The following is a 24,688-nucleotide window of genomic DNA, read 5'->3' on the forward strand; positions in this document are numbered from 1 at the left end:
AGAGATTTGCCCTCAAATCACAATGTTCGTACAGTTATGACCTTAACATTAGAATTTCAAAATCTTCCATATACATCATCCAACCTCACTATATCATTATCAGATAAATGCTCTCCTATCTGAAATTCAACTATTTCAAGTGGAAAGCTTGTGCTTCTATTTTCAATCCTATGGGAAACTTCCCTTGGGATTTCTATCATATGGTCTTTTGCTATAGCATATTCTTTGTCTTCTAAACTAACATACCCAACTCCCGATAGTACTATATGGTATTCATCTCTATAGTGATGGAATTGCTTAGAAGTGCAGCTTAATGGATTTATAAAAAGATATTTTATAAGAAAATTTTCGCTCATTAAAATTATACTATAAAATCCCCATGGCTTGATTTCTCTTCTTATCGCTTTTGCTTTCTTAACCTTATTAATAAACGATATTAGGCTTTTGTTTGGTTGCTTATAAGCTCCACCCAATAAATTTTTATTACTTTCTGTCGTTGAAACTGGTTCTTTTTCTCTAATCACATGCTGAAATAACACTGGTTCTTTGCTAAACTTCTCACTCAATTCTAAAACTGAATTCCAAGTTCCAACATCCAACCAATCGAAATTAGCCTCTACCATTGTAATGTTCTTTGCTTTTTCCATTACCAAGTAATCAATGGATATGCCTTCAATTCCTGTAAAATCTCGTTGTTTTAAATACAGAAATCTCTCTTGCGGTATGAAATGTTTCACACTTGCAAAACATAAATTATAAAGACTTGGGGCAGATTTTTTGATCTCATCTATATAGCGTTTTGCTTTGAACACAAATATTCCAGAATTCCAATAATAATCATTACTTAATACATGCTCAGGTTTCTCTATGAAATCCTTTACTATATGATACTTTTCCTTATGATCATAAACTGCATTTATATAGCCGTATTCAGAATCAAATTCATGAAGTTTGACTCCAAAAGTAACTATAGAGTCAGTTTCAGAGGCTATCTGAGACGCTTTTTGAGCGGAAGCGTGAAAATTACTTAAATCACCTATAAAATGGTCTGAAGGCAGAATTAACATTATCTCGTTTTCATTGCAGAGAAGCGCAGCAATTAATATCGCTGCTGCTGTTCCAATTTTCACTGGTTCGAAAATTACTTTATATTCTCGCAGCGCATGCAACTCCTTCTTCACTAACGACTCGTACTGCACGTTTGTGGCAATTATGGGTGGCATATAATCGCTTTTTAACCTCAACAAAGTGTTGTGAAACATAGTGTTCTGACTAAATATTTTCTGAAATTGCTTTGGCTTGAATAAAGGCCAAAGTCTGCTGCCACTACCACCACATAGTATTACAGGGCGCATATAGTTAAGAAAATTAATTAAATAATTAATATCTTATACTAAGAGCAAGATACATGCAAATTTTTGTTGTAAAATGATTAAATAGAGGGTGGGTATCAATTGAAAGTAATGGCTAAGAGTGAGGGTGTGTAGCACCTTGTCCTTGCTGTGAATTTCTTCTATTTCGTAATTTCTCAACATAAGTATTGCCGCTCTTCTGATTTCCAAACCCAGCTATTTTCTCATTACTTTTGTTTTGCAACTTCTCCTTCTTTAAGCTTTCTCCAATATCTGGTTCTCTAGATTTATCTATACTTTCACTACTTTTATTTGACGGCTTCCCTAAGTCTTCTTCAATACCTGGCCTTCTAGCGTTAAGCTCATCCCATGTGCCCACTATACTAAGTGGCTTATGATCCTTTTGCCCTGGCTTTAGCCTTTCTCCACCTTTAATAATATTAAAGTCACTTTTTGCTTCTTCCCAACATCCTTTCAATTGGTGTTTCCACATAGTGAAGTAAGCATCACCATACTTCTTCTTATCTGCTACAAATAATAAAATTGGAGCCTTAAGTATGGTAGCTCCCATATTTACTAAATTTTTTACTGCCATTGCAGGGGTGAACAAAAGATAGCCAAAAGACTTTGCAATTGGGTTTTGTTCGCTTATTAAATACTCCCCTAACTTTATAGGAAGAGAGGTCAACAATTTAGTACAAACTTTAGCCAAGCTTGTAGCAAAAACGATAGGAACAGATATAAGACTTTTATCTAGCTCTAGATTACCATTCTGATCTCTAATTTCTGAAAAATGGGTGCTTAGCTTCTTGTAATTACTAGTGTATAATAATTCTCCATTTCTTCCTTTTTCATCAACAACTTCCTGAACTTTACCTTCTTTATTTTTTACCTCTTTAGTTAGCACAGAAGAGTTAGTTAATTCAAACGGATATTGAGGATTCTTAGTTTTTTGAGCTTCGAAAATTGGCACGTGTTTTTTCAAATCCATTCTCGAAAAGCCTAATGGCTCAAAGTATGACTTATTTAACCAATCTATAGGAATTTGCTTATCCTGATTGTCTATATAATTGATAGTAAAATAAGATCTATCATTATCTTTATCTTCGGTAACTAAAGATAATCTGAAACTTGGTTGTTCTCCATTCTCATCTTTTTGACCATACAAAAGTTTATAGGTTGGATTTTTATCTTTATCTAGTATAGCATTTCCATGCATATCCCTGTTTTCTATGATTTTAGCAGACTGTACAATTTGATCATAATTTTTTGGATACTGGCATTTCCTCCCATCCTTATATACCATTACCTTTCTAAGATCTTTGACATAAACTTGAGACTCAGATGAACTAAATAGATCCTTCACTTTTAGCGTAAGGTCTGTTCCCCACTTTTTCAATGTCTCTAACATATTGCTAAACCAAAATCACTATAGTTCAATGATAAAACTAGTACACTAATAATATATTAACACAGAATTGGCAATTTTACAAGAAAATATGCTTGTAGAAGACAAAGATTGTAAAAGCGAGGGTTATATAAGTAATGCTCGACAAGTACTTTATACAAGTAATCGTAAAAACTCTTAGAGGTACACTGTGTATGTAATCTTCGCACACTACTTGCATTCCAAGAACTGCATGCCAGAAAATACAAAACAATAATACAACAAAAAATAAAAGCTCTAGAGGATGATCAATGGCCTGAAATAACTTTTCATTAAAAGACAAAGGGCTATCAGCATAAAGTGCGCAAGAAAATGAATAGATAAACCAAGGAAACAAGAGCAGTAAAATTACCGCAGAAACACGCTGAACCCACCAATGATGTACTGAATTTCCAGATTGACTCATATAAACATAAATAAAAAAGCCATAGTAGAAAGAAGTAACGTTACTGTCAGCAGTATAGCACTCCTTGAAACGCCAGTAATTTCTAAATTAAGCCCAGCATCCCACAATAAATGACGAATACCATTAAGAAAATGATATACAAAACTTATAAAACATAAGACATAAGCTAATTTAGCAACAGGAGTGAATAATAATGCATTTAAGTACCTTACTATAAGTAACTCAGGAAAGTAAACATGTAATATGAAATACCAAGAAAGTATCATTAATAAAAGGAATAGCAAGATACCAGTCAATCTGTGCATAATAGAGAAAAAACTAGTAACTTGTACTTTATATATTTGTAAATGTGGAGAAAGAGGCCTATCACTCATAAAATTCCGTTATTGGGAAATTAAAATAAAGTAGAAGTAAAGACAGCAGTATAGCACATAACAACACCATCATTAAAAATGGTAAGTTATGTGCAAAGCCTAAGGAGGTAATCCAGCTGCAGATTCCCCTACTGCTACCTTGTTACGACTTCACCCCAGTCACCGATCCCACTTTAAATAACTCCCTCCTTGCGGTTAGGTCGTTAGCTTCGAGTGAAACCAATTCCCATGGCGTGACGGGCAGTGTGTACAAGACCCGAGAACGTATTCACCGTGGCGTGCTGATCCACGATTACTAGCGATTCCAACTTCATGCACTCGAGTTGCAGAGTACAATCCGAACTGAGATGGCTTTTAAGGGATTGGCTTAGCCTCGCGACTTTGCAGCCCATTGTAGCCACCATTGTAGCACGTGTGTAGCCCACTCCATAAGGGCCATGATGACTTGACATCATCCCCACCTTCCTCCAGTTTATCACTGGCAGTTTCCTTAAAGTCCCCAGCATTACCTGATGGTAACTAAGGATGAGGGTTGCGCTCGTTGCGGGACTTAACCCAACATCTCACGACACGAGCTGACGACAGCCATGCAACACCTGTGTGAAATCCGGCCGAACCGACCCTATCCCTTCGAATAGGTATAATTTCCATGTCAAGGAGTGGTAAGGTTTTTCGCGTTGCATCGAATTAAACCACATGCTCCACCGCTTGTGCGGGTCCCCGTCAATTCCTTTGAGTTTTAATCTTGCGACCGTAGTCCCCAGGCGGAATGTTTAACGCGTTAGCTATAATACAGAAAGTAAACTTCCCATATTTAACATTCATCGTTTACAGCGTGGACTACCAGGGTATCTAATCCTGTTTGCTCCCCACGCCTTCGCGCCTCAGCGTCAGATTTGAACCAGATAGACGCCTTCGCCACTGGTGTTCCTCCTAATATTTACGAATTTCACCTCTACACTAGGAATTCTTCTATCCTCTTTCAATCTCTAGACTAGCAGTTTTAAAAGCAGTTCCAAGGTTGAGCCTTGGGATTTCACTTTTAACTTACTAACCCGCCTACGCGCCCTTTACGCCCAATGATTCCGAATAACGCTAGCCCTCTCCGTATTACCGCGGCTGCTGGCACGGAGTTAGCCAGGACTTCTTCTGTGAGTACCGTCATTATCTTCCTCACTAAAAGAGCTTTACAACCCGAAGGCCTTCTTCACTCATGCGGCATGGCTGGATCAGGCTTTCGCCCATTGTCCAATATTCCCCACTGCTGCCTCCCGTAGGAGTCTGGACCGTATCTCAGTTCCAGTGTGGCTGATCATCCTCTCAGATCAGCTATAGATCATTGTCTTGGTAAGCCTTTACCTCACCAACTAACTAATCTAATATAGGCTCATCTAATAGCAATAAATTTTTCCCCCGTAGGGCGTATACGGTATTAGTTGCCGTTTCCAACAATTATTCCGTACTACTAGGTAGATTCCTATACATTACTCACCCGTCTGCCACTAAGTTATACCATAGCAAGCTACAATATAACTCCGTTCGACTTGCATGTGTTAGGCCTGCCGCCAGCGTTCATTCTGAGCCAGGATCAAACTCTCAAATTTAGACTTCAACCTATAAAAGGTTGAGGGTACATCGGATAAATCCGACAAAAAATAATTTAGCTTAATACTGCTGTCTTTATTTCTACTTTAGAAATATTTTAATCTCCAACTATTCAAACAACTTTGAGAATATTATTATGTGATATAATCACTATGTCAATATGTTTTTGCAAATCAAAAGCATTAATGTATAAATATATAACTATTTGGAATATTACCATGAAAAAATACATCTTTCTGCTTGCACTCGCGCCAATGTTAGTTGGCATCACATTATACTTATTGCGCAACATTGATAACACAAAACAATCTATAACTGCAGGTGACAAATTTTACGAAGTATTATTCTTAAAAAAAGATAGTAAGCCGCTGCTAGAAGAAATAGATTCAAATTGGGAGTATTTAGCAAATTTTGAACACGCATTCAATCATATCTCAGATTCAATGCCAACAGACACAGCATCTATTTATAATGATTTGGCAGATGATAAAGATGCTCCTGGTGTTTTGCGTGAGTTAGCACAATATTTAGAAGTAATGAGCTTACTTCACTCCAACGGTGAAAAAATAAATAAAGATAAAATTGATAATTTAGAATCAAGTGCAGTGTATCCTTATTCAAGCCAAGAAGCTATCGCTGTAGTAAAGATACATAATAACGACATTAAAGGTGCAACTGAAATATTGCATTCCCTATTAAATGACAGAAAATGCCCTATCCTAATCAAAGCTAATGCACAAGAACTACTCAGGATATATGAAAGTTAACTCATTAGACTTTTTGTATAGTTTTTGGCAACAACCGTTAGGAACGAAAAACTACTTGACAAACTCCGCCAGCCCCCTTAATCATAAAAGTGAAGCTAATTATTTATCTTCGCAATCTCTGCAGTGGATTAATGACAAAAAAACTTAATGTATTTGGCGTAAATCATGCTTAATTTTTTGCACTATGTGCACCTCATGTCTTTATAAAACTTCTAGGTTTCTACCTATATAAGCTGAAACGCGCTTATAAAGCGTTTAAGACAGCAAAAAATCCAATACTTGACAGAGATAGTAAAAGACTAGCTAACTCGGGGATTTTTTGTCTTTTTTTTTTCGTTTGGTAAATTTCTTAAACATTTATAGCTAACATGAACTGGGCAGCGCGTGACGCTGATTTACTTTATGACGGTGTCATCCCAGTGCCCAGACACTGGGATGACACCATTCTTTTTCCTGGATCCAAGTAGTCAGGGCACTGGAATGACAAAGAAATAGGCACTGGGATGACAGGAGAATGGGCGACTTGGATCCTAGAGGGAAGCGTTCGTGCAATTATTGTGCATGAATTTAAATAGCACAACTTATGACAATTATCTTCGCACCAAAATGTTTGTGAGACTCAGTGTTTAGATTTACTTCGCCTATTCAGCTAATTTTTATTACAATTATAACAAAATAATTTTGGCTTTGATGAAAACTGTATATGTATGTCAATCATGTGGTTACAGCACTGGTAGGTGGGTAGGAAAGTGCATTGCATGTGACAATTGGGATACAGTTGTTGAAGAAATAGCAGTAAAAACGGGCAAAAGAAGTATATCTGCGCCAATTTTAATAAAGACGTTATCGGGTAGCGAAATTATCACTCCAAGTCGTTTTCTAATAGGAGTAGAAGAATTAGATAGAGTTTTTGGTGGGGGTATTGTTCAAGGTGCCAGCATTTTAATTGGTGGCGAACCTGGTATTGGGAAATCTACCCTTTTGCTTAGAATTGCAGCTAATGTTGTGCAACTTTCCTCTTTTGAATGTCTTTATGTATCTGGCGAGGAATCTTTAGAGCAAGTGAGTCTCAGAGCAAAGCGTCTTAAGATAAATGAACCTAAAATTAAGCTTTTATCTACAGTGTCTTTAACTGATGTAGTAGCAACAATAAAGGAAAATAAAAGTATTAAATTTTTAGTAATTGACTCTATACAAACAATGTATGATAGCAGAATTACATCGGCACCAGGCACTGTAACCCAGGTTCGTACTTGCGCTCATGAATTAACCATTCTTGCGAAACAATATGGTATTTCTCTTTTAATAGTTGGTCATATAACTAAGGATGGACAAATAGCTGGACCTAAAACTTTGGAGCATATGGTAGATGCGGTATTATATTTTGAAGGTGAAAATAGTAATCAATATCGCATTTTACGCACTATTAAAAATAGATTTGGTCCTGCAAATGAAATTGGTGTTTTTGAGATGTCTGAAGCAGGACTTGTGCCTGTTGATAATCCATCATCATTGTTTCTGATGGCCCATGACAGAGAAGTAGTTGGCAGCGCCGTATTTGCAGGAATTGAAGGTTCAAGACCAATTTTAATGGAAGTGCAAGCATTAATAGCAGGGACTAATATGGCAACCCCAAGAAGGGCAGTAGTTGGGTGGGATATTAATCGATTGGCTATGATCATTGCGGTGCTAAATGCTCGTTGTAAAATGTTTTTGCATGATAAAGAAGTGTACCTAAACATTGCAGGGGGACTCAAAATACAGGAACCATCGGCTGATCTTGCTGTTGCTGCTTCCCTTATTTCAAGTGTAGTAAATTTACCGCTGCCAACTTCTTCAATAATCTGCGGTGAAGTTGCACTTTCAGGAGAAATTAGGAATGTCTCGCATGCTGATCTTAGACTAAAAGAAGCACAAAAGTTATACCAATTCTCATTGTTGGTCATTCAAATAGGATACATAGCAGAGTTGTTTAATTGTGGAGTAGGTAAGAGAAGTAATAAATTTACACAAAGCACTCTCAAGCAAAGCAATAGTATCGTATATTTTATTGCGCAAAATGTTCTGTTTTACATACAACCAAAGCCTCTCAACTGAATTGAGTTCAGGTGAGTATGGTGGTAGGTATATAATCTCAATATTTTTAGGTACCTTTAAACTTTTCGACTTATGCCAACTAGCACAATCCATAACAAGAAAGGCTTCTCGTGGTCCCAAATATTGAGACATTTGCTCAAGAAATATATTCATACAATCAGTGTTGACATTCGGTGCAAACAAGCTAGAATTCTCCCCATTTCTAGGATTAACTGCACTGTAGAGATAAAAATTTTCCCTACCTAATTTTACCTTAACTTTTGTTCTGACGCCTTTTTTAAACCATCCATGCCCGGTCTTTGAATGTGTGCCAAACCGCGATTCATCGAAGAAAAACAGCTCTTTTTCAGGATACTTGCCAATAACTTCGTTGAGATTTTTTTTTGAATTCCTCTTGTTTTCTTTTATCTTGTACATTGTGTACTGGTCTTGGTGTAATATAAGAGAATTTCATCTTTTGCATATAGCGGTGTACTGTAGATTTGCTAATATTTAAGCCGAACTTTTCCTGGATTCTTATTCTCATTTCTTTAATGGTAATATTAGGATTTTCTCCTACCCATGCTTCAACTTGCTGTAGTTGAGCCTGATTTAATTTAGTTTTTCTACGCCGTTGTGGAGGAGCAAACAATTTTTCTTCTCTGCCTAATTTCAAGAGTTTTATCCACGAAGTTAGTGCGCTTCTTGAAATGCAATATATTTTTGCTACAGCCGTTATACTATGCTTTTTTGCTGCAATTACAGCATTTAGTTTTTTTGCAACATATGCATTGTTCCTTACTTTCTTCAGCATTTTTTTTGCTGATTTTACTACTTCTTCATCCAATAATTTTGATCTTAGTGCCATTTATACCTCGACTATTTCACTTATTTCATTATGGCTTGTCTTCTATTATTGTCTATCTGTTTGCCGTGTAATGGGAATTGGTATTAGGATTCAAAAAAGCAATTATGCCTAAAAATGGTAATTACTCTTCTCATGATATTGAGATAATTAAGCTTAGTCACGTAAGGGAATTAAGAGAAGTCTTTAATTACAATTAAATAACGCTTCAGCAAACTCTTTACTAGTAAACTCCTTTAAGTCCTCTATACTTTCACCAATTCCTATAGCATGTAACTTTACCTTATAAGCTTCTGCAAGGCCAATTACCACTCCGCCCTTAGCAGTGCCATCTAACTTTGTTACGATTAGCCCGGTAACATTGACCATCTTACTAAATGCCTCTAATTGGCTATAAGCATTTTGGCCGGTAGTTGCGTCAAGAACTAAAATAACGTCATGAGGGGCAGTGTCATCCAATTTCTTTATCGTTCTATATATTTTTGATAACTCCTCCATAAGGTTCACATTATTTTGCAGCCTTCCTGCTGTGTCAATTAGAACAACATCAACGTTATCTTTCATAGCTTGACTTACAGCTCTATATGCAACACTTGCAGAGTCGCTACCATGCTCTCCAGTAACAATCAAGCAATCAGAACGTTCTGCCCAAATGTTTAATTGTTCACTAGCAGCAGCTCTAAATGTATCGCATGCAACAAGCATAACGGACTTTCCCATCTCCTTATATTTATATGCGAGCTTACCTATAGTTGTGGTTTTACCATTACCATTCACTCCGCATACCATTATTATATGTGGTTTTTTGTTTAAAATTAGCGGTTGCACAGCAGGGTTCAATATCGATTCTATTTCGCTCATTAGCTGCTGCGTAATAATGTTATACTCAACTTCCTTGTCAAACTTGATGCTTGTGAGCCTGTCAATAATCAACTTAGAAGTTTTATGACCAATGTCCATGCTAATTAGCAGCTCTTCCAGCTCATCTAAAAGCGACTGATCTAATTTTTTTTTGCCAGAAAAAATACTTTTCACCCCGTCGCTAAAGCGAGAAGAAGTTTTTAACAGGCCTTTATAAAGATTACCAAATAAACTCAAGGGAATGCTCCTTTTAAAATTATAAACTTAATTACAATATAAAGAATGACATGCACTACGTGTATTTGTAAAGTAAATACACTCATTTTAGTGTTATTTTGTGAGTAAAATATACCGTTTGCTAGTGTATTTTACTTTAGTTTTTAACCTAAATATGTTATAATGTAGAATAGCGGTTCACAGGTAATTTTATGAGTTATAATGAGAAAATTTTAGATCATTACGAAAATCCAAGGAATGTTGGCTCTCTGGATAAAAATGATCCAAATGTTGGTACTGGTTTAGTTGGTGCACCATCGTGCGGTGATGTAATGAAATTGCAGATAAAGGTCAATGACAAAGGTGTTATTGAAGATGCAAAATTTAAAACTTTTGGTTGTGGTTCTGCCATCGCTTCGAGCTCTTTGCTCACAGAGATGATCAAAGGAAAAACTATTGAGGATGTAACAAAGATAAAAAACACGCAAATAGTGGAAGAGTTATCTTTACCTCCAGTGAAGATACACTGCTCGGTGCTTGCCGAAGATGCTATAAAAGCTGCTATTCACGATTACCAAAGTAAACAAAAATAGCTATGAGTAAATATCAAGAAGTAAATGCCGCAAAGAAAGATAAAAAACCTATCACTATCACTGCAAATGCAGTGGAAAGAATAAGGCATTTATTGAATCGAAAACAGCATGCTAACCTTGAGAAATTAGAAGAAGCAATAGGAATAAGAGTGCTAATTAAACAAAAGGGATGTTCCGGTTTAAAATATGATATTGAATATGCATATGATATTCGTCCTTTAGAGTCGATAATTGAAGAAAGTTGCAGTGATGGTCAAAAAGTCAAGGTGTTGATCGATCCAAAATCCGTCATGTTTATTCTTGGCTCTGAAATGGATTATGTAGAAGAAAAATTTTCATCGGGTTTTGTTTTCAAAAATCCCAATGAAAAAGGAAAGTGTGGTTGTGGAGAGAGTTTTCATGTCTAGCAGCTATTTTACATTGTTTGAAATTGAACCAACTTTCAATATCAGCTTTGATGAGTTAGAGAAAAAATATATTGAGCTAAGCAGGACTGAGATAAACGAAGGACAATCTAAAAATATAATTAATATTAACAAAGCTTATCAGGTGCTAAAGTCACCACTAAAACGTGCCGAGTATTTGCTGGATCTTTTTAGGGTAAAAAGCCAAAAAGATCATCTAAATTCTGAGATATTAAATGAATCAATGGAAATAAGAGAATATTTGCTAGACTGTGATGATCTACAATTTGCAGGTAGGATGATTGATGAAAAGGTAAAAGATTGCACTAAAAGCCTAATTAATGCTTTCGCTACAAAGAATTTTGATGAAGCTACTATACAGGTTTTGAGATTGAAATATTTATATAAGTCATTTGAGGAGGTGAAAAAGAATGCAACCAATTCAAATTTCTGAACCAAATTCAAGTGAAGTAGTTTTTGGTATAGATCTTGGTACCACCAATTCTTTAATTGCCATGGTAGATAAAGCTGGCAACGTGGAGATATTTGAAGATAAGCAGGGAAGAGAGCTACTGCCTTCTGCTCTTTCATATGAAAATAATACATTGAAAACTGGCTACGATGTCGGTCAAAATGCAATCTACTCAATAAAGCGTTTAATGGGTAAAAGTGTTAAAGATTTGAACAAAGAAGGCCTCAATTTTAAAATAGATAACGAAAGTGAAAAAGTTATTAGAGTAAAATGCTCAGAGGAGAAGTATCTTACTCCTATTGAGATTTCTGCTGAGATATTAAAAGCTTTATGTGAGAGGGTAAAAAAGTCTAAGGGGCTGGAAGTAAAAAAAGCAGTGATTACTGTGCCAGCTTACTTTGACGATTCAGCACGTAACGCAACTAAATATGCAGCAAAATTAGCTGGCATAGAAGTTCTTCGCCTCGTTAACGAGCCAACCGCTGCAGCGCTTTCTTACTCCATTGAAAAGAACAATAACAGTGGAATATATGCAGTTTATGACCTTGGTGGAGGAACATTTGATATTTCAATATTGAAATTACATCAAGGAGTGTTTCAAGTCCTTGCGGTTGGTGGTGATACCAAACTCGGCGGTGATGATTTTGATCACCTACTAAGTTCAATTGTACTTGATAAGTATAGAGAAAAGGCAGGTTTAAGCGAAAGTGTCATCCCAGTGCCCAGACACTGGGATCCAGAGAACTTGATTGCAAATGAACATACCATGCAATTGTGTAATAAGAACTGGGTTTCAGCGTCAGCTACTTTCATGACAGGGCCATTATCATTCGTTGAACTACGTGCCGTGAAAGAATATCTAAGTGAAAATACATCAGGCACTTTTGGCTTTAACATTAACGGCAAGCCATTTGAATGTGAAATTACCAAAGAAGAATTCGAGCAAGCAATCAGTCTCTTGGTTAATAAGACTATCAATATAGTCACTCGTACTATAAGCGACATAGATCTTAAAATTGATGATATAAAAGGAGTAATTTTAGTTGGTGGTGCAACTAGAACACCATTGGTTCAAAATTCACTAGTCAAACTCTTTGGAAATAAAGTACTGAATGACGTGGATCCGGATAAAGCAGTTGTCATGGGAGCAGCTCTGCAGGCTCATTATTTAACTTGCAATCCAAAAGATAGGAATATTCTTTTAGATGTTTTACCCTTATCGCTTGGCATAGAAACTATTGGAGGCATAGTTGAAAAAATCATACCAAGAAATACACCACTACCAGTTTCAGAGATAAAAGAGTTTACAACTTATGTTGATGGGCAACCAGCAATGAAAATTCACGTTTGTCAGGGAGAACGTGAAATGATCGAGGATAACAAATCTCTAGCACAGTTTGAACTAAAAGGTATACCACCACTACCTGCAGGTTCTGCAAGAGTTGAAATAGAATTTACAGTTAATGTTGACGGAATCTTGACTGTTACTGCAAGAGAAAAAGCTACTGGAATTGAGCAGACAGTTGAAGTAAATTCAAATTTTGGCTTGAGTGAAGCTGATGTTCAAAATATGGTTAACCAGTCAATAAACAGCTTTGATGAAGATATGAAGGCTCGTTCCCTTGCAGAGGCTAAAATTAACGGTAACAAGCTCATACATCTAGTTGAAAATGTTTCCACTGATCAAAAGTTAAAAAACCTATTACAAAACGCAAAAAACGCTTTACAAGGCAATGACTTGAATGAAATTAACAACGCTATCGCTGAGTTAGAAAGTTCTGCTTTAGAATTATGTGAATTAACAGATAGGTAGAGTTTACACAACTTTATGCAATATCCTGTCAAATCTCAGAGCAACAGGTAACCTGAAATTAAATGGTAACCAATCGACCTTCCCCAATTTAAACGATAAACCAACTATACTTACACGCCCAATGATATTTTCCATTGGTACAAAACCAACTTCAGGAAACCTGCTATCCAAAGAATTATTTCTATTGTCTCCCATAACAAAAAATTGATCGTTAGGCACATAATAAACTGGAGTATTATATGATAGCTTATTAAAGACGTTATCTATCAAAATCTCATGTTCCTTGCCACTTAAAAGCGTTTCTATATATCTTGGTATGTTACGATTTGACTCATAATCAACAAAACTTTCAATTTGCCTTCGCTCTACTTTCTGATCATTTAGGTATAATTCTCCCTCTATCATTTGCACTTTGTCACCTGGTGTTCCTATTACTCGCTTAACAAACCTGATGCTGTCATTTCTTGTGGGTTTGAAAACTACTATGTCGCCACGCTTTGGAGGGGTATAAAAAATCCTGCCGCTAAAAATGTTTGGAGAAAATGGAAATGAGTGTTTACTGTAACCGTATGAATATTTACTAGTAAAAATGTAATCCCCTTCAAGTAGGGTGCTTTTCATTGAACCAGAAGGTATATGAAATGGCTCGAATAAAAAACTACGTATTGATAGCGCAATCAACAGTAAAAAAAACAACGAAGATAAAAATCTTCCCGTTCTTATCACCCAGTTTTTGCTTAGTTCTTCCAACTTTTCCAACTTTGTTTTTCTTATAGATTAAGCTGATTATAATACATAAATTAAAAAATGGTAATATGAAATTTTACTTGTGAATGTTATTCCTCTATTCAAAACAATTTTGAAAAGGCGGTTCATTTCTTTCAACGGTGTCATCCAAGTAGCGTGACACGTAACTGTACGAACATTGCAATTTGCAGGTGGCAGATGAAAGTAGCTGACACTGAGATCCAGAAAAAAGAATGGTGTCATCCGAGTAGCTGACACTGGTTCCTGCAATCTCATCGAAAATGTTGTAACCACTTTCTATGCTAATTTGCTTGTAAGCAACCTGGATACCAGTGTCGGCTACTTGGATGACACCATTATAGAGTGAACCAGTGTCAGCTACTTTCATGACACCATCTGGATGCAAATTTCCTTAAACGTTCGTAAACTTAAAACTTTACTTTAGGTCAAACCGCTGTATAGTGGCTTTATAGCTTTAGTTTTACAATGAATATACCTAGTATAGAAAATTGTGATCTTCACAATAAAACCGTTTTACTCAGAGTTGACTTCAATGTTCCTATAAAAGATGGAGAAATTCGTGACATCACTCGTATTTTGAGAGCATTGCCTACTATTGAGTATTTAGTGAATGCAAGTGCAAAGATTATTATTATATCGCATTTCGGACGCCCAAAGGCCAGAGACAATAATCTGTCGCTAAAAAATGTAATTGACACTTTATCGCAGTTACTAAATAAAAAAGTGAAATTCATTGATGATTGCGTTGGTGAAAAAGTGCAAAAAGCAGTGAGTGCTATGGATGCAAGAGATATAATATTACTAGAGAATCTAAGATTTTATAAAGAGGAAGAGCAGAGTGACTCAAATTTTGCCAAACAACTAGCATCTCTAGCGGATATATATGTAAATGATGCATTTTCTTGCTCTCACAGAGCTCACGCTTCTATTTCACGCATTACAGAGTTTTTACCTTCCTACGCGGGATTTTGCTTACAAGATGAGCTAAAGTATCTTGAAAAAGCTGTATCGTTTAAAGCTAAACCTATTACTGCGATAGTTGGGGGAGCCAAAATGTCAACTAAGATAAAAATGCTTATAAAGCTAACAGAAAAGGTTGATTACCTAGTTCTCGGAGGTGCAATTGCTAATAATTTTTTGTTATTTAGCAAAGTAAATATAGGAAAATCTTTCTTTCAAAATGGTGTTGACAACCTTCTACATAATATTGTTGAAACAGCAAATAAAAACAATTGCAAAATAGTTGTGCCAGAAGACGTTCTGGTTGCAGTAAACTCTGATTACAGCACTAGTATTTCAAGAAGAACTGAGTCCATTTTGGACGGTGATATAATTTTGGATATCGGACCACAAACTTTGAGTACAATAAGCCGTATAATAGCAAGCAGTAAGACTCTGCTGTGGAATGGACCTATTGGTGTTTTTGAACATTCAGCTTTTGCAAGTGGTACAATAGGGGTAATGAAAGCCGTAAGTGACTTAACGCACAAAGGAAAGTTAACCAGCATAATAGGGGGAGGCGATAGTCTATCTGCAATAAGCGCTGCAGGCCTTACCGATAAGGATTTTACATGTGTTTCCACTGGTGGAGGAGCGTTTTTAAGTTGGCTGGGTGGTAACGAAATGCCGGGAGTTGCTGCTCTGCAAAAATGATTAGATTAAAACTTTTTTAAATTGTTTCTTATAGGCTAGCTTTTTTGTGAACGTGATTATGTCGAAGACAGTTAAACTAATTTTGTGTTTAATAATACCAATAATAGGATTTATTTTTTATATTAGGGATCATTATTTTCACACTGACTATGTAGAAGAAAATAATTTTGAACCATTTTTCAGTTCACAACCAGGTTATATACCACCGTTTCCAGAATTAACTGACTTCGATAGAGGAGTGTTGAAAGTTTGTGGAGATTGGGGAGCACATCCAGATAAAGAAGATTTCAAAATTTTACTTAGTTGTCCGCAGCATCAAGAAGTAGTGAAAGGAATATATGATAAGCTTGATCATCAAGTGATTACGCCAGATGCGGATTTGGAGTTATTTAAAGATGAACTGGCTAACATTTGGTTTACAAATAGTGGAAGTGAAAAAGAAACTATAGGGTTTGGACATATTTTTTGTGGTGAGCCAAACGATAAATTAGGTGGTATGCATTTTGTAGGTAGATATGTTGAAGCTCAAGAAGATAAATGGGCAGGTGCAATTTGGAATGATAAGTCCCTATGCAATAAATCAGATATTAAGCCACCAGTTTATACATTTGGAATGAAATATTTGGGTAAGGATGGGGAAGTGAAAGTTAAATGCCCAAATGGATACGCATATAACCTTCATGCCGATGATATTTTAATTTCTGCAACTAAGGCGTTCAAGGAATTAGGAAAAGATGGAATGTGCCTATATAAAATGGAAGATGACAATTATCAATCAGTGTTTGTAAGAAAGAATGATGCTATACTCACGTTCTATCCCGACTTAACACCAAAATGCGATAACAAGAGTACTTATTGTAGCTGCAGTAAATCTTAATTTCAGAACCAATAGGGTGAACAAATGATAAAAATGCTATAGGGTGTAGCAAATCCAAATGAGTTAAAATTTTGATTAAAGGGTTTTGTGAGTAATAATGAAGAAGGGCATTATTCGTCTAATAAAAGCAATTCAATACTCTTGTGAAGGAATAAAATCAGCTTTTATATCAGAAATTGCGTTCAGACAGGAGTTGCTACTTTTTATAGTATGTGTCTCAATTTTGTTTGTTTTGGATGTAAGTAATCTAGAACGTGCAGTAATGATAAGCAGCCTATTCCTGGTGTTAATTGTGGAAATTGTTAACACTGCTTTTGAAACGACAATTGAGCGTATTTCCAGTGAACAACACATACTTTCAAAAAAGGTGAAAGATCTAGGTAGTGCAGCAGTTTTTCTTTCATTAATTAACTTCCTGATGACATGGATGATAATATTGACAGGTTAATACGAATGTTATTAAGATATGTTGTCAAACTCACCAATTAAAGTTTTTATATCTTGCGGTAAATCAGAGACAAATTCCATGTATTTATTACTTTTTGGGTGGTATAAGCCCAGTGTATAAGCATGTAGTGCTTGTCTATTGAAATTACGAATGAAACTAGAGTTTTTAGCATATTTTGTGCTTTTACTACTATTTTTTCCGTAAACTTGATCACCAACTATGGAATGTCCTATGTGGCTCATGTGGACTCGAATTTGGTGTGTTCTGCCTGTTTCTAAAGTGCATTTAACCAAGCTTGCTTGTCCTATAACTTTCTCTACTGAATAATGAGTGATTGCTAATTTGCCTGTGATTTTTGTTACACACATCATTTCTTTATTACCACGCTTTGGAGCAATGTTAGTTTCTATAGTTCCCTGCTGGGAAGATAATGCTCCCCAAACCACTGCTAAATATTCTCGCTTTATTTTACGATTTGATAACAATTCAGACAAAAAACCATGGGCTTCTTCATTTTTTGCAATTACCATTAGCCCACTGGTATCTTTATCGAGTCTATGAACAATTCCTGGTCTTACATCAAGGTAAGCGATAACTGCGTTCAAAAGCGTATCATTGTTTGTCCCAGCACCTGGATGTACCGTTAATCCACTTTGTTTACTCAGAACTATAATGTCTTCATCTTCATAGACGATATTAAGTTTTATGTCATAATTAGGCTCAATTGATGTGGATATGTCAGGTTGAACGAGATGCACCACATACTCTTCATCTGGTTTTACTATGTAGTCATTATTAATTATCGGTGTGCCAAGTAATTTCACCTGCTCATTTTGTATCAATCTTTGAGCTTTACTGCGTGATATGTTGCATTTTTCAGCTATATAGGTGTCTAACCTTAATTTCTCTTTATCATTATTAACACTTAAGGTTATTACTGAGTGATCTATAGTGATTTACCCCCGTACCATTTCCCATGCTGCTTGAATATTTTGATTTACGAAATCAACTTTTGTACTAGGAAGATCACCTTGTTTTTTAATATGGCAAGTTGTTTGAGAGCCATTTTTCCAGTGAATTATTATCTTGTTATCAAAATTCCGTAATGTTGCCTCAACCTTTTTTTCTTTATTATCTTTTTCTTCCAGCTTAATAGATTCTAATAAATAATATAAAAATTCACTTGGGTTGCCATTGATTTTTTCTTTCCATTCATCTGTTCTTTCTCGTTCAGGTAATTCTTTTTCCAATTTTGCATTTTCTTTCTCCAGTTCTTTCGTCCTTTTTATTGATCTTAATAGTCTATTTTTTTCTATTGCTTTTTTCTCTTCATCTCGTTGTTTGTCAAGAGGAGTAGCAGTAGTACTACCTTCAGACTCTAAACTGCTATTAGATTCATTTGATTGAGTTTGTTTATTTTTTAATTCTTCTAGTTCATCGGTTACTTTTTTTAATTTTTCCTCCAATTCCTTTTTTATCTTTTCTACTTCTTCTTTAGATTTTTTAAACATGCCAAGGAATTGATTACTATCACCTTCCGTCTGATTATTACCACTTTCATGTCCATTTTGACCAGATTGTGTTGTATCAAAATAGGGTATACCAAACCTCCCTAACTTGAAGCTTTCTACCTTATCTTTCACTACCTTTATAGCATTATCGAAAGTTTTAATGGCACTTTGCGACTTAGAAAAAGTACCTTCAATATCTAGTGAATTTGCTTTTTTTGCCAATTCTTTAGTATTGTTTAAAACTTCTGAGATTTCTGCATGTAGCCAATCTAAATCTTTTTTGATGTCTTCTCTGATTTCTTTTAGGTGATCAAGCGTTCCTTTAATACTGACATTTGCAGGCTTTAAAAGTTTTTCATCAATAGATGTTTTAGCTTCAACTAAGAACTTATCGAATAAATCACTTATTTTATCTGTGAATTCATTCAAGTGCTTATCAAGTAACTTTATCAATCGAGATATAGGATCATTCTCCTCTTTACTTTCAAATTTGTTTTCCATTACCGATACAATCGTACCACTTCTGAATGGGAGTAGAATATCCACATTATTGAATTTTTTAACAAGATTACATGCGTTATTTACTTCATCACTTTTTAATTTACTCAATGCTATACATATTCCAGCAATGAAGAAAGCACTCACGAATGCAATGAAAGTCCATTCTTCCCAACCATGAACATTGGCAAAGCTAAATTTATTTTGTATCAATGCACCAGCTACAATTAGACCACTCAGCACATATGGCATAGTAAGCAAAATAACTTTATTCCTATTCTCTTGTCTTTCGTTTTCCAATATTTCTCCCTGTTTTTCAGAGATTGGTAAAACTATTGAAAAATCTTGCTTTTTATCGACCAAATCAGGAACAATTTCTATTGTTAATGCATTTTGAGCGATCTCATTTATTCCATCACTGTATCCACCTCTAATCTTTTCATCTATTGGGCTATTACCATCTTTTGATTTCTCATCTTTTATCTCTTGCCTGTTCATATATTTTATAGCAAGAGAGACCACAAGAATTATCCCAAGAATAACAGAAGCATAAACATAGGCTGGCATTATTCGTGAATTAAGAATGTTTGTGATGAAACTTACGTCACTATCAGTTACCATAACTGCAGCAACATAGGCTAGAGAAAATTGAAGCCAAGTGTTCACAACTGCTATAGGTAGGGTATTATTTACAGAATATTTCTTTGTTGCACGCCATGCTTTAGGGAGAAAACCAATGGCATCATCTATTTTAGCGAAATTGTGGTCTACCTTGAATTTGGGAAAACCTTCTCTAGTATCTAAATGCATAAATTTCCTTATATCTTAATTAAATTAATTATATATTAATAATACCGTTAAATCAAGCTTTTTAACTTATGCCAAGGCCTATTGGAGCGCACTGTATTAATCTTTACGTAACGATTTGTTAACCAAACAGAATGTGTGCCATACGTTCCTAAATCGGCATATTTGATAGTTTTAGTATTACAAACTGAATAGTTGAATTCACTTAGTTGGATTATTAAATCAACTTTACCACAATTTTCTAGAATATCTTCTTTTTTGTAAGCTAGCAACACTGATTTATTATTTCCTTTATTATATATGCAGCCATAATCGTTACACTTTAGCCTTTTATCTGAGTTATTGTATTTTTTATGATTCAAAATTTGGTTCTGCCCATTTTGCTTCGCCCATGTTTTGACAACAAAGTTCCTATTTTTCCTGGTGAGAGAATATAGTAAGTTATCACTTTCTTTTACAGCAACATTATCAGCATTTATTAGGATGTCGGGGGTTTTATATGCGGTGCCAAAGCAAATACCCAGCACAATAAAGAAAATTCCGAAGAAACGCCAATTTCTTTCCCACAAGCACAGCCACAATAAACCAAGTGTTATGATAATAATTGATGAGGCAGGAAAAGTACGAATGGGAATAACCAAATACTGAAGACTAGCGATTGCATTTGTTATATACAAGATACTGTCAATTGGGCGCTCTATAAATGGCGCTATGATCCATTCAATACCTAAAGGAATCAATAAGACATAAATTATTCCAAGTGGAATAATAATTAATGTAACTATTGGTATAGCAACTAAATTTGTGATAATACCACTAATTGAAAAATAATTAAAATTGTATATCGTGTACGGAACAGTTGCTAAACTTGCTATTACTGAGCTGATCATTATCGACACAAAATATTTCATTATTTTTATTTTGAACAATTTATTAGCATTAATTTGATAACTGGCAACCAGTGCCAAAACCGCAGAAAATGACATCTGAAAGCCTGGCTTTAAAATTGCTTCTGGTTCTATGATAAGTATCACTGCAGCAGCAAACGCAATTGCTATTAACCCTCGATATTTTCTCTCTATCATTGTTGCAACGAGTACTAAAATCACCATAATGTAGGCACGCTGAGCAGAAATTTGCATACCGGTAATCAATAAATAAAACGTGGTTGGCAAGATAGTAAGGAATGCAGATATTTTCTTGGTGTTATACTTAAGAGTCAAAGTTTCAGATATTGCGAATAAATTACGAAACACTACAAAAAACAGACCAGCAACAAATGATAAATGCAAACCAGATATGGCAAACAAATGTGCTATACCTGAATCTCGTATCGCGTCCATAGTTTTTTGATCTATGCCATCTTTTTTACCGATCAGTAATGCAGAGATTATATCCGCATGTGGTTTTTTGATATTTTGCTGCAGGTTTTCATAAATGTATTGACGGAAAGATTCTATATATTCTTGAAATTTCCTTGCTTCAGCCTTTTTGTGCAAAGCTATTTTGCTTGTTGCAAAACCTGTTGCACTTATTTTCTGATAATATGCTATTCTTGCAAAATCATATGCATGCTCCGAGGGCGCAATCTTTAGAGGGAAGAGTTTTGCTGATAATTTTACTTGATCGCCTATTTTAATGCCTTTTTCCACTTTGGTTCTAACTGATATTCTGATGTTATCTAGAGCTCTATCTGGTGTCATTCCAGCGCGTGAAGCTGGAATCCATATCTTTTTTTTCTGGATCCCAGTATCAAGTACTGGGATGACAAAAGGGGGTGCTGGGATGACAGGAGAGGATTTTGAGATAGTAGAGACAGAAAGCAGAAATTGTTTGTATGAGCCCCTGTCATTAATGTCCTTCACTGTGGCAATTATATCTTTTACGTATCTCTCTTTATCAAGAATTTGAGTATCAACTAAAGCTGTTCTTAATTTATACCAATTCTCATTGTTGGTCATTCAAATAGGATACATAGCAGAGTTGTTTAATTGTGGAGTAGGTAAGAGAAGTAATAAATTTACACAAAGCACTCTCAAGCAAAGCAATAGTATCGTATATTTTATTGCGCAAAATGTTCTGTTTTACATACAACCAAAGCCTCTCAACTGGATTGAGTTCAGGTGAGTATGGTGGTAGGTATATAATCTCAATATTTTTAGGTACCTTTAAACTTTTCGACTTATGCCAACTAGCACAATCCATAACAAGAAAGGCTTCTCGTGGTCCCAAATATTGAGACATTTGCTCAAGAAATATATTCATACAATCAGTGTTGACATTCGGTGCAAACAAGCTAGAATTCTCCCCATTTCTAGGATTAACTGCACTGTAGAGATAAAAATTTTCCCTACCTAATTTTACCTTAACTTTTGTTCTGACGCCTTTTTTAAACCATCCATGCCCGGTCTTTGAATGTGTGCCAAACCGCGATTCATCGAAGAAAAACAGCTCTTTTTCAGGATACTTGCCAATAACTTCGTTGAGATTTTTTTTTGAATTCCTCTTATTTTCTTTTATCTTGTACATTGTGTACTGGTCTTGGTGTAATATAAGAGAATTTCATCTTTTGCATATAGCGGTGTACTGTAGATTTGCTAATATTTAAGCCGAACTTTTCCTGGATTCTTATTCTCATTTCTTTAATGGTAATATTAGGATTTTCTCCTACCCATGCTTCAACTTGCTGTAGTTGAGCCTGATTTAATTTAGTTTTTCTACGCCGTTGTGGAGGAGCAAACAATTTTTCTTCTCTGCCTAATTTCAAGAGTTTTATCCACGAAGTTAGTGCGCTTCTTGAAATGCAATATATTTTTGCTACAGCCGTTATACTATGCTTTTTTGCTGCAATTACAGCATTTAGTTTTTTTGCAACATATGCATTGTTCCTTACTTTCTTCAGCATTTTTTTTGCTGATTTTACTACTTCTTCATCCAATAATTTTGATCTTAGTGCCATTTATACCTCGACTATTTCACTTATTTCATTATGGCTTGTCTTCTATTATTGTCTATCTGTTTGCCGTGTAATGGGAATTGGTATTACTAGCTGTAAATCCTATGAGCACTGCAATTAAAGCAATGCATAGTATTGTGTACCTTTTGTGCAGTATCGCAATCAGAGTTAGTGTAGGTGGAAGCAAAAGAAAAATAGATATAGTGAAAATGCAGCTTGGTTCAAAACTTAGGGAAAAATAGGTTAAAATCCCTACACACTGACACACAGGAAACCACAGTATCAAGTTATATTTTTCATTACGTAGGTTATGACGTATATAGCTAACTATTATGTCAAAAAAAGTTAATAAATATACTAATATACGACCCATAGCGGATTTTATCCTTGTATATCCTATAATTGCAAGTATAATAGCTAAATAAACAACGACGCGGGATGGAGCAGCTCGGTAGCTCGTCAGGCTCATAACCTGAAGGTCGTAGGTTCAAATCCTACTCCCGCAACCATTTTCCAACTGTGCGAATATTGTGGTTTCAGGTAGTTCATGGAAACGGATTAAACGAAAAACTTGCTTGACAAACTCCACCAGCCTCCTTATCATGAAACTGAAGGTATTCAGTTATCTTCATCTGTGCAGATTAAACAGCAAGAAAACAACGTAGTTGGCGTCTTATTTTTAATTTTTTGCACTATGTGCACCTTATGTCTTCACAACATTTCTGGGTTTTTACCTATATAAGCTGAAACGCGCTTATAAAGCGTTTAAGACAGTATAGTACGCCAATTTGCAGGATTAGAGAGTGACAACTAGCTAACACGGGATTTCTTTTGCCTTTTTTTCTGCTTAGTAAATTTCTTAAACATTTATGACTAAAGTTTAGTTGCATTAAAAAGCAGCTGAATCGCGGTTATTAAACGTTTAAAACATAAAAAAACGCCAATACTGAAAATAGACAATGACCAGGGCTTCTTTTGCCTTTTTTTTCGCTTGGTAAATTTCTTAAATATTTATGGCTAAAGATTGCACGAATGTTGCAATTACAAAAACGATTTCTACTAGGGTGTCATCCCAGTGCCCAGACACTGGGATCCAGGAAAGCTTGCTTGTAAACTAACATAGAAAGTGGTTACAACGTTCTTGATTACGTTAAATTAAAAACTGGATCCCAGTGTCAAGCACTGGGATGACACCATTTATTGTAAGCTCACATTTACTCTATGACTATCTTTTTAGAGCACTTTGTCTACCTATTTTGCCACTCTGCTGAACGGATACCTTCCTTCAGCTTTCCAATAACGAATGTAGCTAGGGATATAATTGTTCCACTTTCCAATCGCTTCCCTCAACAAGGGTGTATCTAAATCTAATATGCTTCCTATATTCACCTTCTTGCCAAAATTCAATTACTTTTGGGATTACGCAAAATCCCACCCAAAAATCAGGACGAGAAACTTGTGTATTGTGAAATTCTTTTTCCTTCAATTTTATAGCTTGCTCAAAATCCTGCCAATCTTTCAGAATGCTCGATTGTTTTGAGCACCATGCGCTAATTTGACTACCCAGCGCTCGAGAAGAGAAGTATTTGTCAGTTCTTTCATCGTTTAGAAGTTTAACCTCTCCTTCAATTCGCACTTGCCTAGCAAATTCTATCCAATGAAACACTAACGCAGCTTTGGGGTTCTCAGTCAATTCTTTCCCTTTTTTACTGTTTACGTTAGTGAAAAACACAAAACCTTCTTTGCTATATTCCTTTAGTAATACCACTCTTGCAGATGGAATACAGTCTTTGCTACAAGTTGCTAGCGTCATTGCAGTTGGTTGTTCACACGGAGAATTAAGTACTGCTTTGTACCACTTTGAAAACAAATCAAATGGATCTTTTTCAAGTGAAAATATCATATCAAAAAATAAAATC

23 protein-coding genes, 1 tRNA gene, 1 rRNA gene and 1 pseudogene are annotated in these 24,688 nt (G+C 35.4%); 11 read left to right on the top strand and 15 right to left on the bottom strand.

Features of this window, described 5'->3' with window-relative positions; genetic code table 11:
- Positions 1-56: 56 nt before the first annotated feature.
- The 5 genes from ACWHVF_RS03625 to ACWHVF_RS03645 form a co-directional block, all read right to left on the bottom strand.
- A complete protein-coding gene (locus ACWHVF_RS03625; protein WP_064125352.1) occupies positions 57-1,355 on the bottom strand; it encodes a sugar phosphate nucleotidyltransferase in 1,299 nt (432 codons plus the stop codon).
- 112 nt (positions 1,356-1,467) lie between these two features.
- Positions 1,468-2,763: a hypothetical protein gene (locus ACWHVF_RS03630; protein WP_064125351.1), complete on the bottom strand. Its 1,296-nt coding sequence runs from the start codon at positions 2,761-2,763 to the stop codon at positions 1,468-1,470.
- A gap of 76 nt (positions 2,764-2,839) precedes the next feature.
- On the bottom strand, positions 2,840-3,205 hold the full coding sequence (sdhD, locus tag ACWHVF_RS03635; RefSeq protein ID WP_064125350.1) for a succinate dehydrogenase, hydrophobic membrane anchor protein: 366 nt from the start codon (positions 3,203-3,205) through the stop codon (positions 2,840-2,842).
- On the bottom strand, positions 3,202-3,579 hold the full coding sequence (gene sdhC / locus ACWHVF_RS03640; protein WP_007548462.1) for a succinate dehydrogenase, cytochrome b556 subunit: 378 nt from the start codon (positions 3,577-3,579) through the stop codon (positions 3,202-3,204). Before sdhC ends, sdhD begins: the two co-directional genes overlap by 4 nt.
- 100 nt (positions 3,580-3,679) lie before the next feature.
- Positions 3,680-5,183 (bottom strand): 16S ribosomal RNA (locus tag ACWHVF_RS03645).
- A 153-nt stretch (positions 5,184-5,336) separates the two neighbouring features.
- Here ACWHVF_RS03645 and ACWHVF_RS03650 point away from each other — a divergent pair.
- Positions 5,337-5,951, top strand: coding sequence for a hypothetical protein (locus tag ACWHVF_RS03650; RefSeq protein WP_447933299.1), 615 nt, complete (start codon positions 5,337-5,339; stop codon positions 5,949-5,951).
- A gap of 400 nt (positions 5,952-6,351) precedes the next feature.
- Here the strand turns inward: ACWHVF_RS03650 and ACWHVF_RS03655 are convergent, their stop codons facing one another.
- Positions 6,352-6,531 carry a hypothetical protein gene (locus tag ACWHVF_RS03655; protein WP_156488146.1) on the bottom strand — a complete coding sequence of 60 codons (180 nt, stop codon included), beginning with the start codon at positions 6,529-6,531 and terminating at the stop codon, positions 6,352-6,354.
- A 110-nt stretch (positions 6,532-6,641) separates the two neighbouring features.
- Between ACWHVF_RS03655 and radA the strand changes: the two are divergent.
- Positions 6,642-7,922: pseudogene (gene radA / locus ACWHVF_RS03660) on the top strand (DNA repair protein RadA); the annotation flags it as partial.
- Here the strand turns inward: radA and ACWHVF_RS03665 are convergent.
- Together ACWHVF_RS03665 and ftsY are read right to left on the bottom strand one after the other, a co-directional pair.
- Positions 7,884-8,895, bottom strand: a protein-coding gene (locus tag ACWHVF_RS03665; RefSeq protein WP_447933172.1) for an IS630 family transposase whose coding sequence is annotated in 2 segments (ribosomal slippage) — positions 7,884-8,432 and positions 8,434-8,895 — 1,011 coding nt in all. Because the reading frame shifts where the segments join, the coding sequence is not laid out codon by codon here. The pseudogene radA and the gene ACWHVF_RS03665 sit on opposite strands and share 39 nt — an antisense overlap.
- Positions 8,896-9,078: 183 nt before the next feature.
- A complete protein-coding gene (ftsY, locus tag ACWHVF_RS03670) occupies positions 9,079-9,990 on the bottom strand; it encodes a signal recognition particle-docking protein FtsY (RefSeq protein ID WP_064125191.1) in 912 nt (303 codons plus the stop codon).
- A gap of 191 nt (positions 9,991-10,181) precedes the next feature.
- On the opposite strand from ftsY, the gene iscU reads away from it, so the two are divergent.
- From iscU to ACWHVF_RS03690, 4 genes are read left to right on the top strand one after another with little or no spacing between them, the layout of a single operon-like run.
- Positions 10,182-10,562, top strand: coding sequence for a Fe-S cluster assembly scaffold IscU (iscU, locus tag ACWHVF_RS03675; protein ID WP_064125192.1), 381 nt, complete (start codon positions 10,182-10,184; stop codon positions 10,560-10,562).
- A 2-nt stretch (positions 10,563-10,564) separates the two neighbouring features.
- Entirely contained in the window at positions 10,565-10,969 is a 405-nt protein-coding gene (locus ACWHVF_RS03680) for a HesB/IscA family protein (RefSeq protein ID WP_064125193.1), read from the top strand.
- Positions 10,962-11,420, top strand: coding sequence for an iron-sulfur cluster co-chaperone HscB C-terminal domain-containing protein (locus tag ACWHVF_RS03685; RefSeq protein ID WP_064125194.1), 459 nt, complete (start codon positions 10,962-10,964; stop codon positions 11,418-11,420). Before ACWHVF_RS03680 ends, ACWHVF_RS03685 begins: the two co-directional genes overlap by 8 nt.
- Positions 11,398-13,251: an Hsp70 family protein gene (locus tag ACWHVF_RS03690; RefSeq protein ID WP_064125195.1), complete on the top strand. Its 1,854-nt coding sequence runs from the start codon at positions 11,398-11,400 to the stop codon at positions 13,249-13,251. Before ACWHVF_RS03685 ends, ACWHVF_RS03690 begins: the two co-directional genes overlap by 23 nt.
- A gap of 3 nt (positions 13,252-13,254) precedes the next feature.
- Here ACWHVF_RS03690 and lepB read toward each other — a convergent pair whose 3' ends face one another.
- Positions 13,255-14,001 (bottom strand): signal peptidase I, encoded by a 747-nt coding sequence (gene lepB, locus ACWHVF_RS03695; protein WP_064125202.1) that lies wholly within the window; start codon positions 13,999-14,001, stop codon positions 13,255-13,257.
- Positions 14,002-14,095: 94 nt separating this feature from the next.
- The gene (locus ACWHVF_RS03700; protein WP_156488201.1) at positions 14,096-14,404 is read right to left on the bottom strand and encodes a hypothetical protein; all 309 of its coding nucleotides are present in this window, start codon (positions 14,402-14,404) and stop codon (positions 14,096-14,098) included.
- Positions 14,405-14,484: 80 nt separating this feature from the next.
- Between ACWHVF_RS03700 and ACWHVF_RS03705 the strand changes: the two genes are divergently transcribed.
- The 3 genes from ACWHVF_RS03705 to ACWHVF_RS03715 all read left to right on the top strand — a co-directional run bounded on the left by ACWHVF_RS03705 (position 14,485) and on the right by ACWHVF_RS03715 (position 16,997).
- A complete protein-coding gene (locus ACWHVF_RS03705) occupies positions 14,485-15,672 on the top strand; it encodes a phosphoglycerate kinase (RefSeq protein ID WP_064125197.1) in 1,188 nt (395 codons plus the stop codon).
- A gap of 58 nt (positions 15,673-15,730) precedes the next feature.
- Complete coding sequence (locus ACWHVF_RS03710) at positions 15,731-16,549, top strand: EndoU domain-containing protein (RefSeq protein ID WP_064125198.1); 819 nt, start codon at positions 15,731-15,733, stop codon at positions 16,547-16,549.
- Between the two features lie 97 nt (positions 16,550-16,646).
- The gene (locus tag ACWHVF_RS03715) at positions 16,647-16,997 is read left to right on the top strand and encodes a diacylglycerol kinase (RefSeq protein WP_064125199.1); all 351 of its coding nucleotides are present in this window, start codon (positions 16,647-16,649) and stop codon (positions 16,995-16,997) included.
- 11 nt (positions 16,998-17,008) lie between these two features.
- Here ACWHVF_RS03715 and ACWHVF_RS03720 read toward each other — a convergent pair whose 3' ends face one another.
- The 4 genes from ACWHVF_RS03720 to ACWHVF_RS03735 all read right to left on the bottom strand — a co-directional run bounded on the left by ACWHVF_RS03720 (position 17,009) and on the right by ACWHVF_RS03735 (position 22,772).
- Positions 17,009-17,953 carry an RluA family pseudouridine synthase gene (locus ACWHVF_RS03720; protein ID WP_064125200.1) on the bottom strand — a complete coding sequence of 315 codons (945 nt, stop codon included), beginning with the start codon at positions 17,951-17,953 and terminating at the stop codon, positions 17,009-17,011.
- A complete protein-coding gene (locus ACWHVF_RS03725) occupies positions 17,954-19,816 on the bottom strand; it encodes a hypothetical protein (RefSeq protein WP_064125201.1) in 1,863 nt (620 codons plus the stop codon).
- Positions 19,817-19,863: 47 nt separating this feature from the next.
- A complete protein-coding gene (locus ACWHVF_RS03730) occupies positions 19,864-21,774 on the bottom strand; it encodes a ComEC/Rec2 family competence protein (RefSeq protein ID WP_447933173.1) in 1,911 nt (636 codons plus the stop codon).
- A protein-coding gene (locus ACWHVF_RS03735) for an IS630 family transposase (protein ID WP_447933063.1) occupies positions 21,761-22,772 on the bottom strand; the annotation gives its coding sequence in 2 pieces (ribosomal slippage) (positions 21,761-22,321 and positions 22,323-22,772; 1,011 coding nt in all). Before ACWHVF_RS03735 ends, ACWHVF_RS03730 begins: the two co-directional genes overlap by 14 nt.
- Positions 22,773-22,873: 101 nt before the next feature.
- Here ACWHVF_RS03735 and ACWHVF_RS03740 point away from each other — a divergent pair.
- The gene (locus ACWHVF_RS03740; protein WP_179945548.1) at positions 22,874-23,011 is read left to right on the top strand and encodes a hypothetical protein; all 138 of its coding nucleotides are present in this window, start codon (positions 22,874-22,876) and stop codon (positions 23,009-23,011) included.
- A 190-nt stretch (positions 23,012-23,201) separates the two neighbouring features.
- Positions 23,202-23,278 (top strand) — tRNA-Met (locus tag ACWHVF_RS03745).
- 800 nt (positions 23,279-24,078) lie between these two features.
- On the opposite strand, the gene pdxH is transcribed toward ACWHVF_RS03745, so the two are convergent.
- Complete coding sequence (pdxH, locus tag ACWHVF_RS03750) at positions 24,079-24,672, bottom strand: pyridoxamine 5'-phosphate oxidase (RefSeq protein ID WP_022626142.1); 594 nt, start codon at positions 24,670-24,672, stop codon at positions 24,079-24,081.
- Positions 24,673-24,688 lie beyond the last annotated feature (16 nt).

It is taken from the genome of Wolbachia endosymbiont of Dactylopius coccus (assembly GCF_977011065.1).

Bases quoted from the DNA above. Each gene is read 5' to 3' on its own strand.
- sdhD (WP_064125350.1), bottom strand. From the start codon at position 3,205: ATGAGTCAATCTGGAAATTCAGTACATCATTGGTGGGTTCAGCGTGTT.
- ACWHVF_RS03705 (WP_064125197.1), top strand. From the start codon at position 14,485: ATGAATATACCTAGTATAGAAAATTGTGATCTTCACAATAAAACCGTT.
- ACWHVF_RS03685 (WP_064125194.1), top strand. From the start codon at position 10,962: ATGTCTAGCAGCTATTTTACATTGTTTGAAATTGAACCAACTTTCAAT.
- ACWHVF_RS03730 (WP_447933173.1), bottom strand. From the start codon at position 21,774: ATGACCAACAATGAGAATTGGTATAAATTAAGAACAGCTTTAGTTGAT.
- ACWHVF_RS03630 (WP_064125351.1), bottom strand. From the start codon at position 2,763: ATGTTAGAGACATTGAAAAAGTGGGGAACAGACCTTACGCTAAAAGTG.
- ACWHVF_RS03690 (WP_064125195.1), top strand. From the start codon at position 11,398: ATGCAACCAATTCAAATTTCTGAACCAAATTCAAGTGAAGTAGTTTTT.
- ACWHVF_RS03625 (WP_064125352.1), bottom strand. From the start codon at position 1,355: ATGCGCCCTGTAATACTATGTGGTGGTAGTGGCAGCAGACTTTGGCCT.
- pdxH (WP_022626142.1), bottom strand. From the start codon at position 24,672: ATGATATTTTCACTTGAAAAAGATCCATTTGATTTGTTTTCAAAGTGG.
- ACWHVF_RS03710 (WP_064125198.1), top strand. From the start codon at position 15,731: ATGTCGAAGACAGTTAAACTAATTTTGTGTTTAATAATACCAATAATA.
- ACWHVF_RS03725 (WP_064125201.1), bottom strand. From the start codon at position 19,816: ATGCATTTAGATACTAGAGAAGGTTTTCCCAAATTCAAGGTAGACCAC.
- iscU (WP_064125192.1), top strand. From the start codon at position 10,182: ATGAGTTATAATGAGAAAATTTTAGATCATTACGAAAATCCAAGGAAT.
- ACWHVF_RS03715 (WP_064125199.1), top strand. From the start codon at position 16,647: ATGAAGAAGGGCATTATTCGTCTAATAAAAGCAATTCAATACTCTTGT.
- sdhC (WP_007548462.1), bottom strand. From the start codon at position 3,579: ATGAGTGATAGGCCTCTTTCTCCACATTTACAAATATATAAAGTACAA.
- ACWHVF_RS03680 (WP_064125193.1), top strand. From the start codon at position 10,565: ATGAGTAAATATCAAGAAGTAAATGCCGCAAAGAAAGATAAAAAACCT.
- ACWHVF_RS03740 (WP_179945548.1), top strand. From the start codon at position 22,874: ATGAGCACTGCAATTAAAGCAATGCATAGTATTGTGTACCTTTTGTGC.
- ACWHVF_RS03650 (WP_447933299.1), top strand. From the start codon at position 5,337: ATGTCAATATGTTTTTGCAAATCAAAAGCATTAATGTATAAATATATA.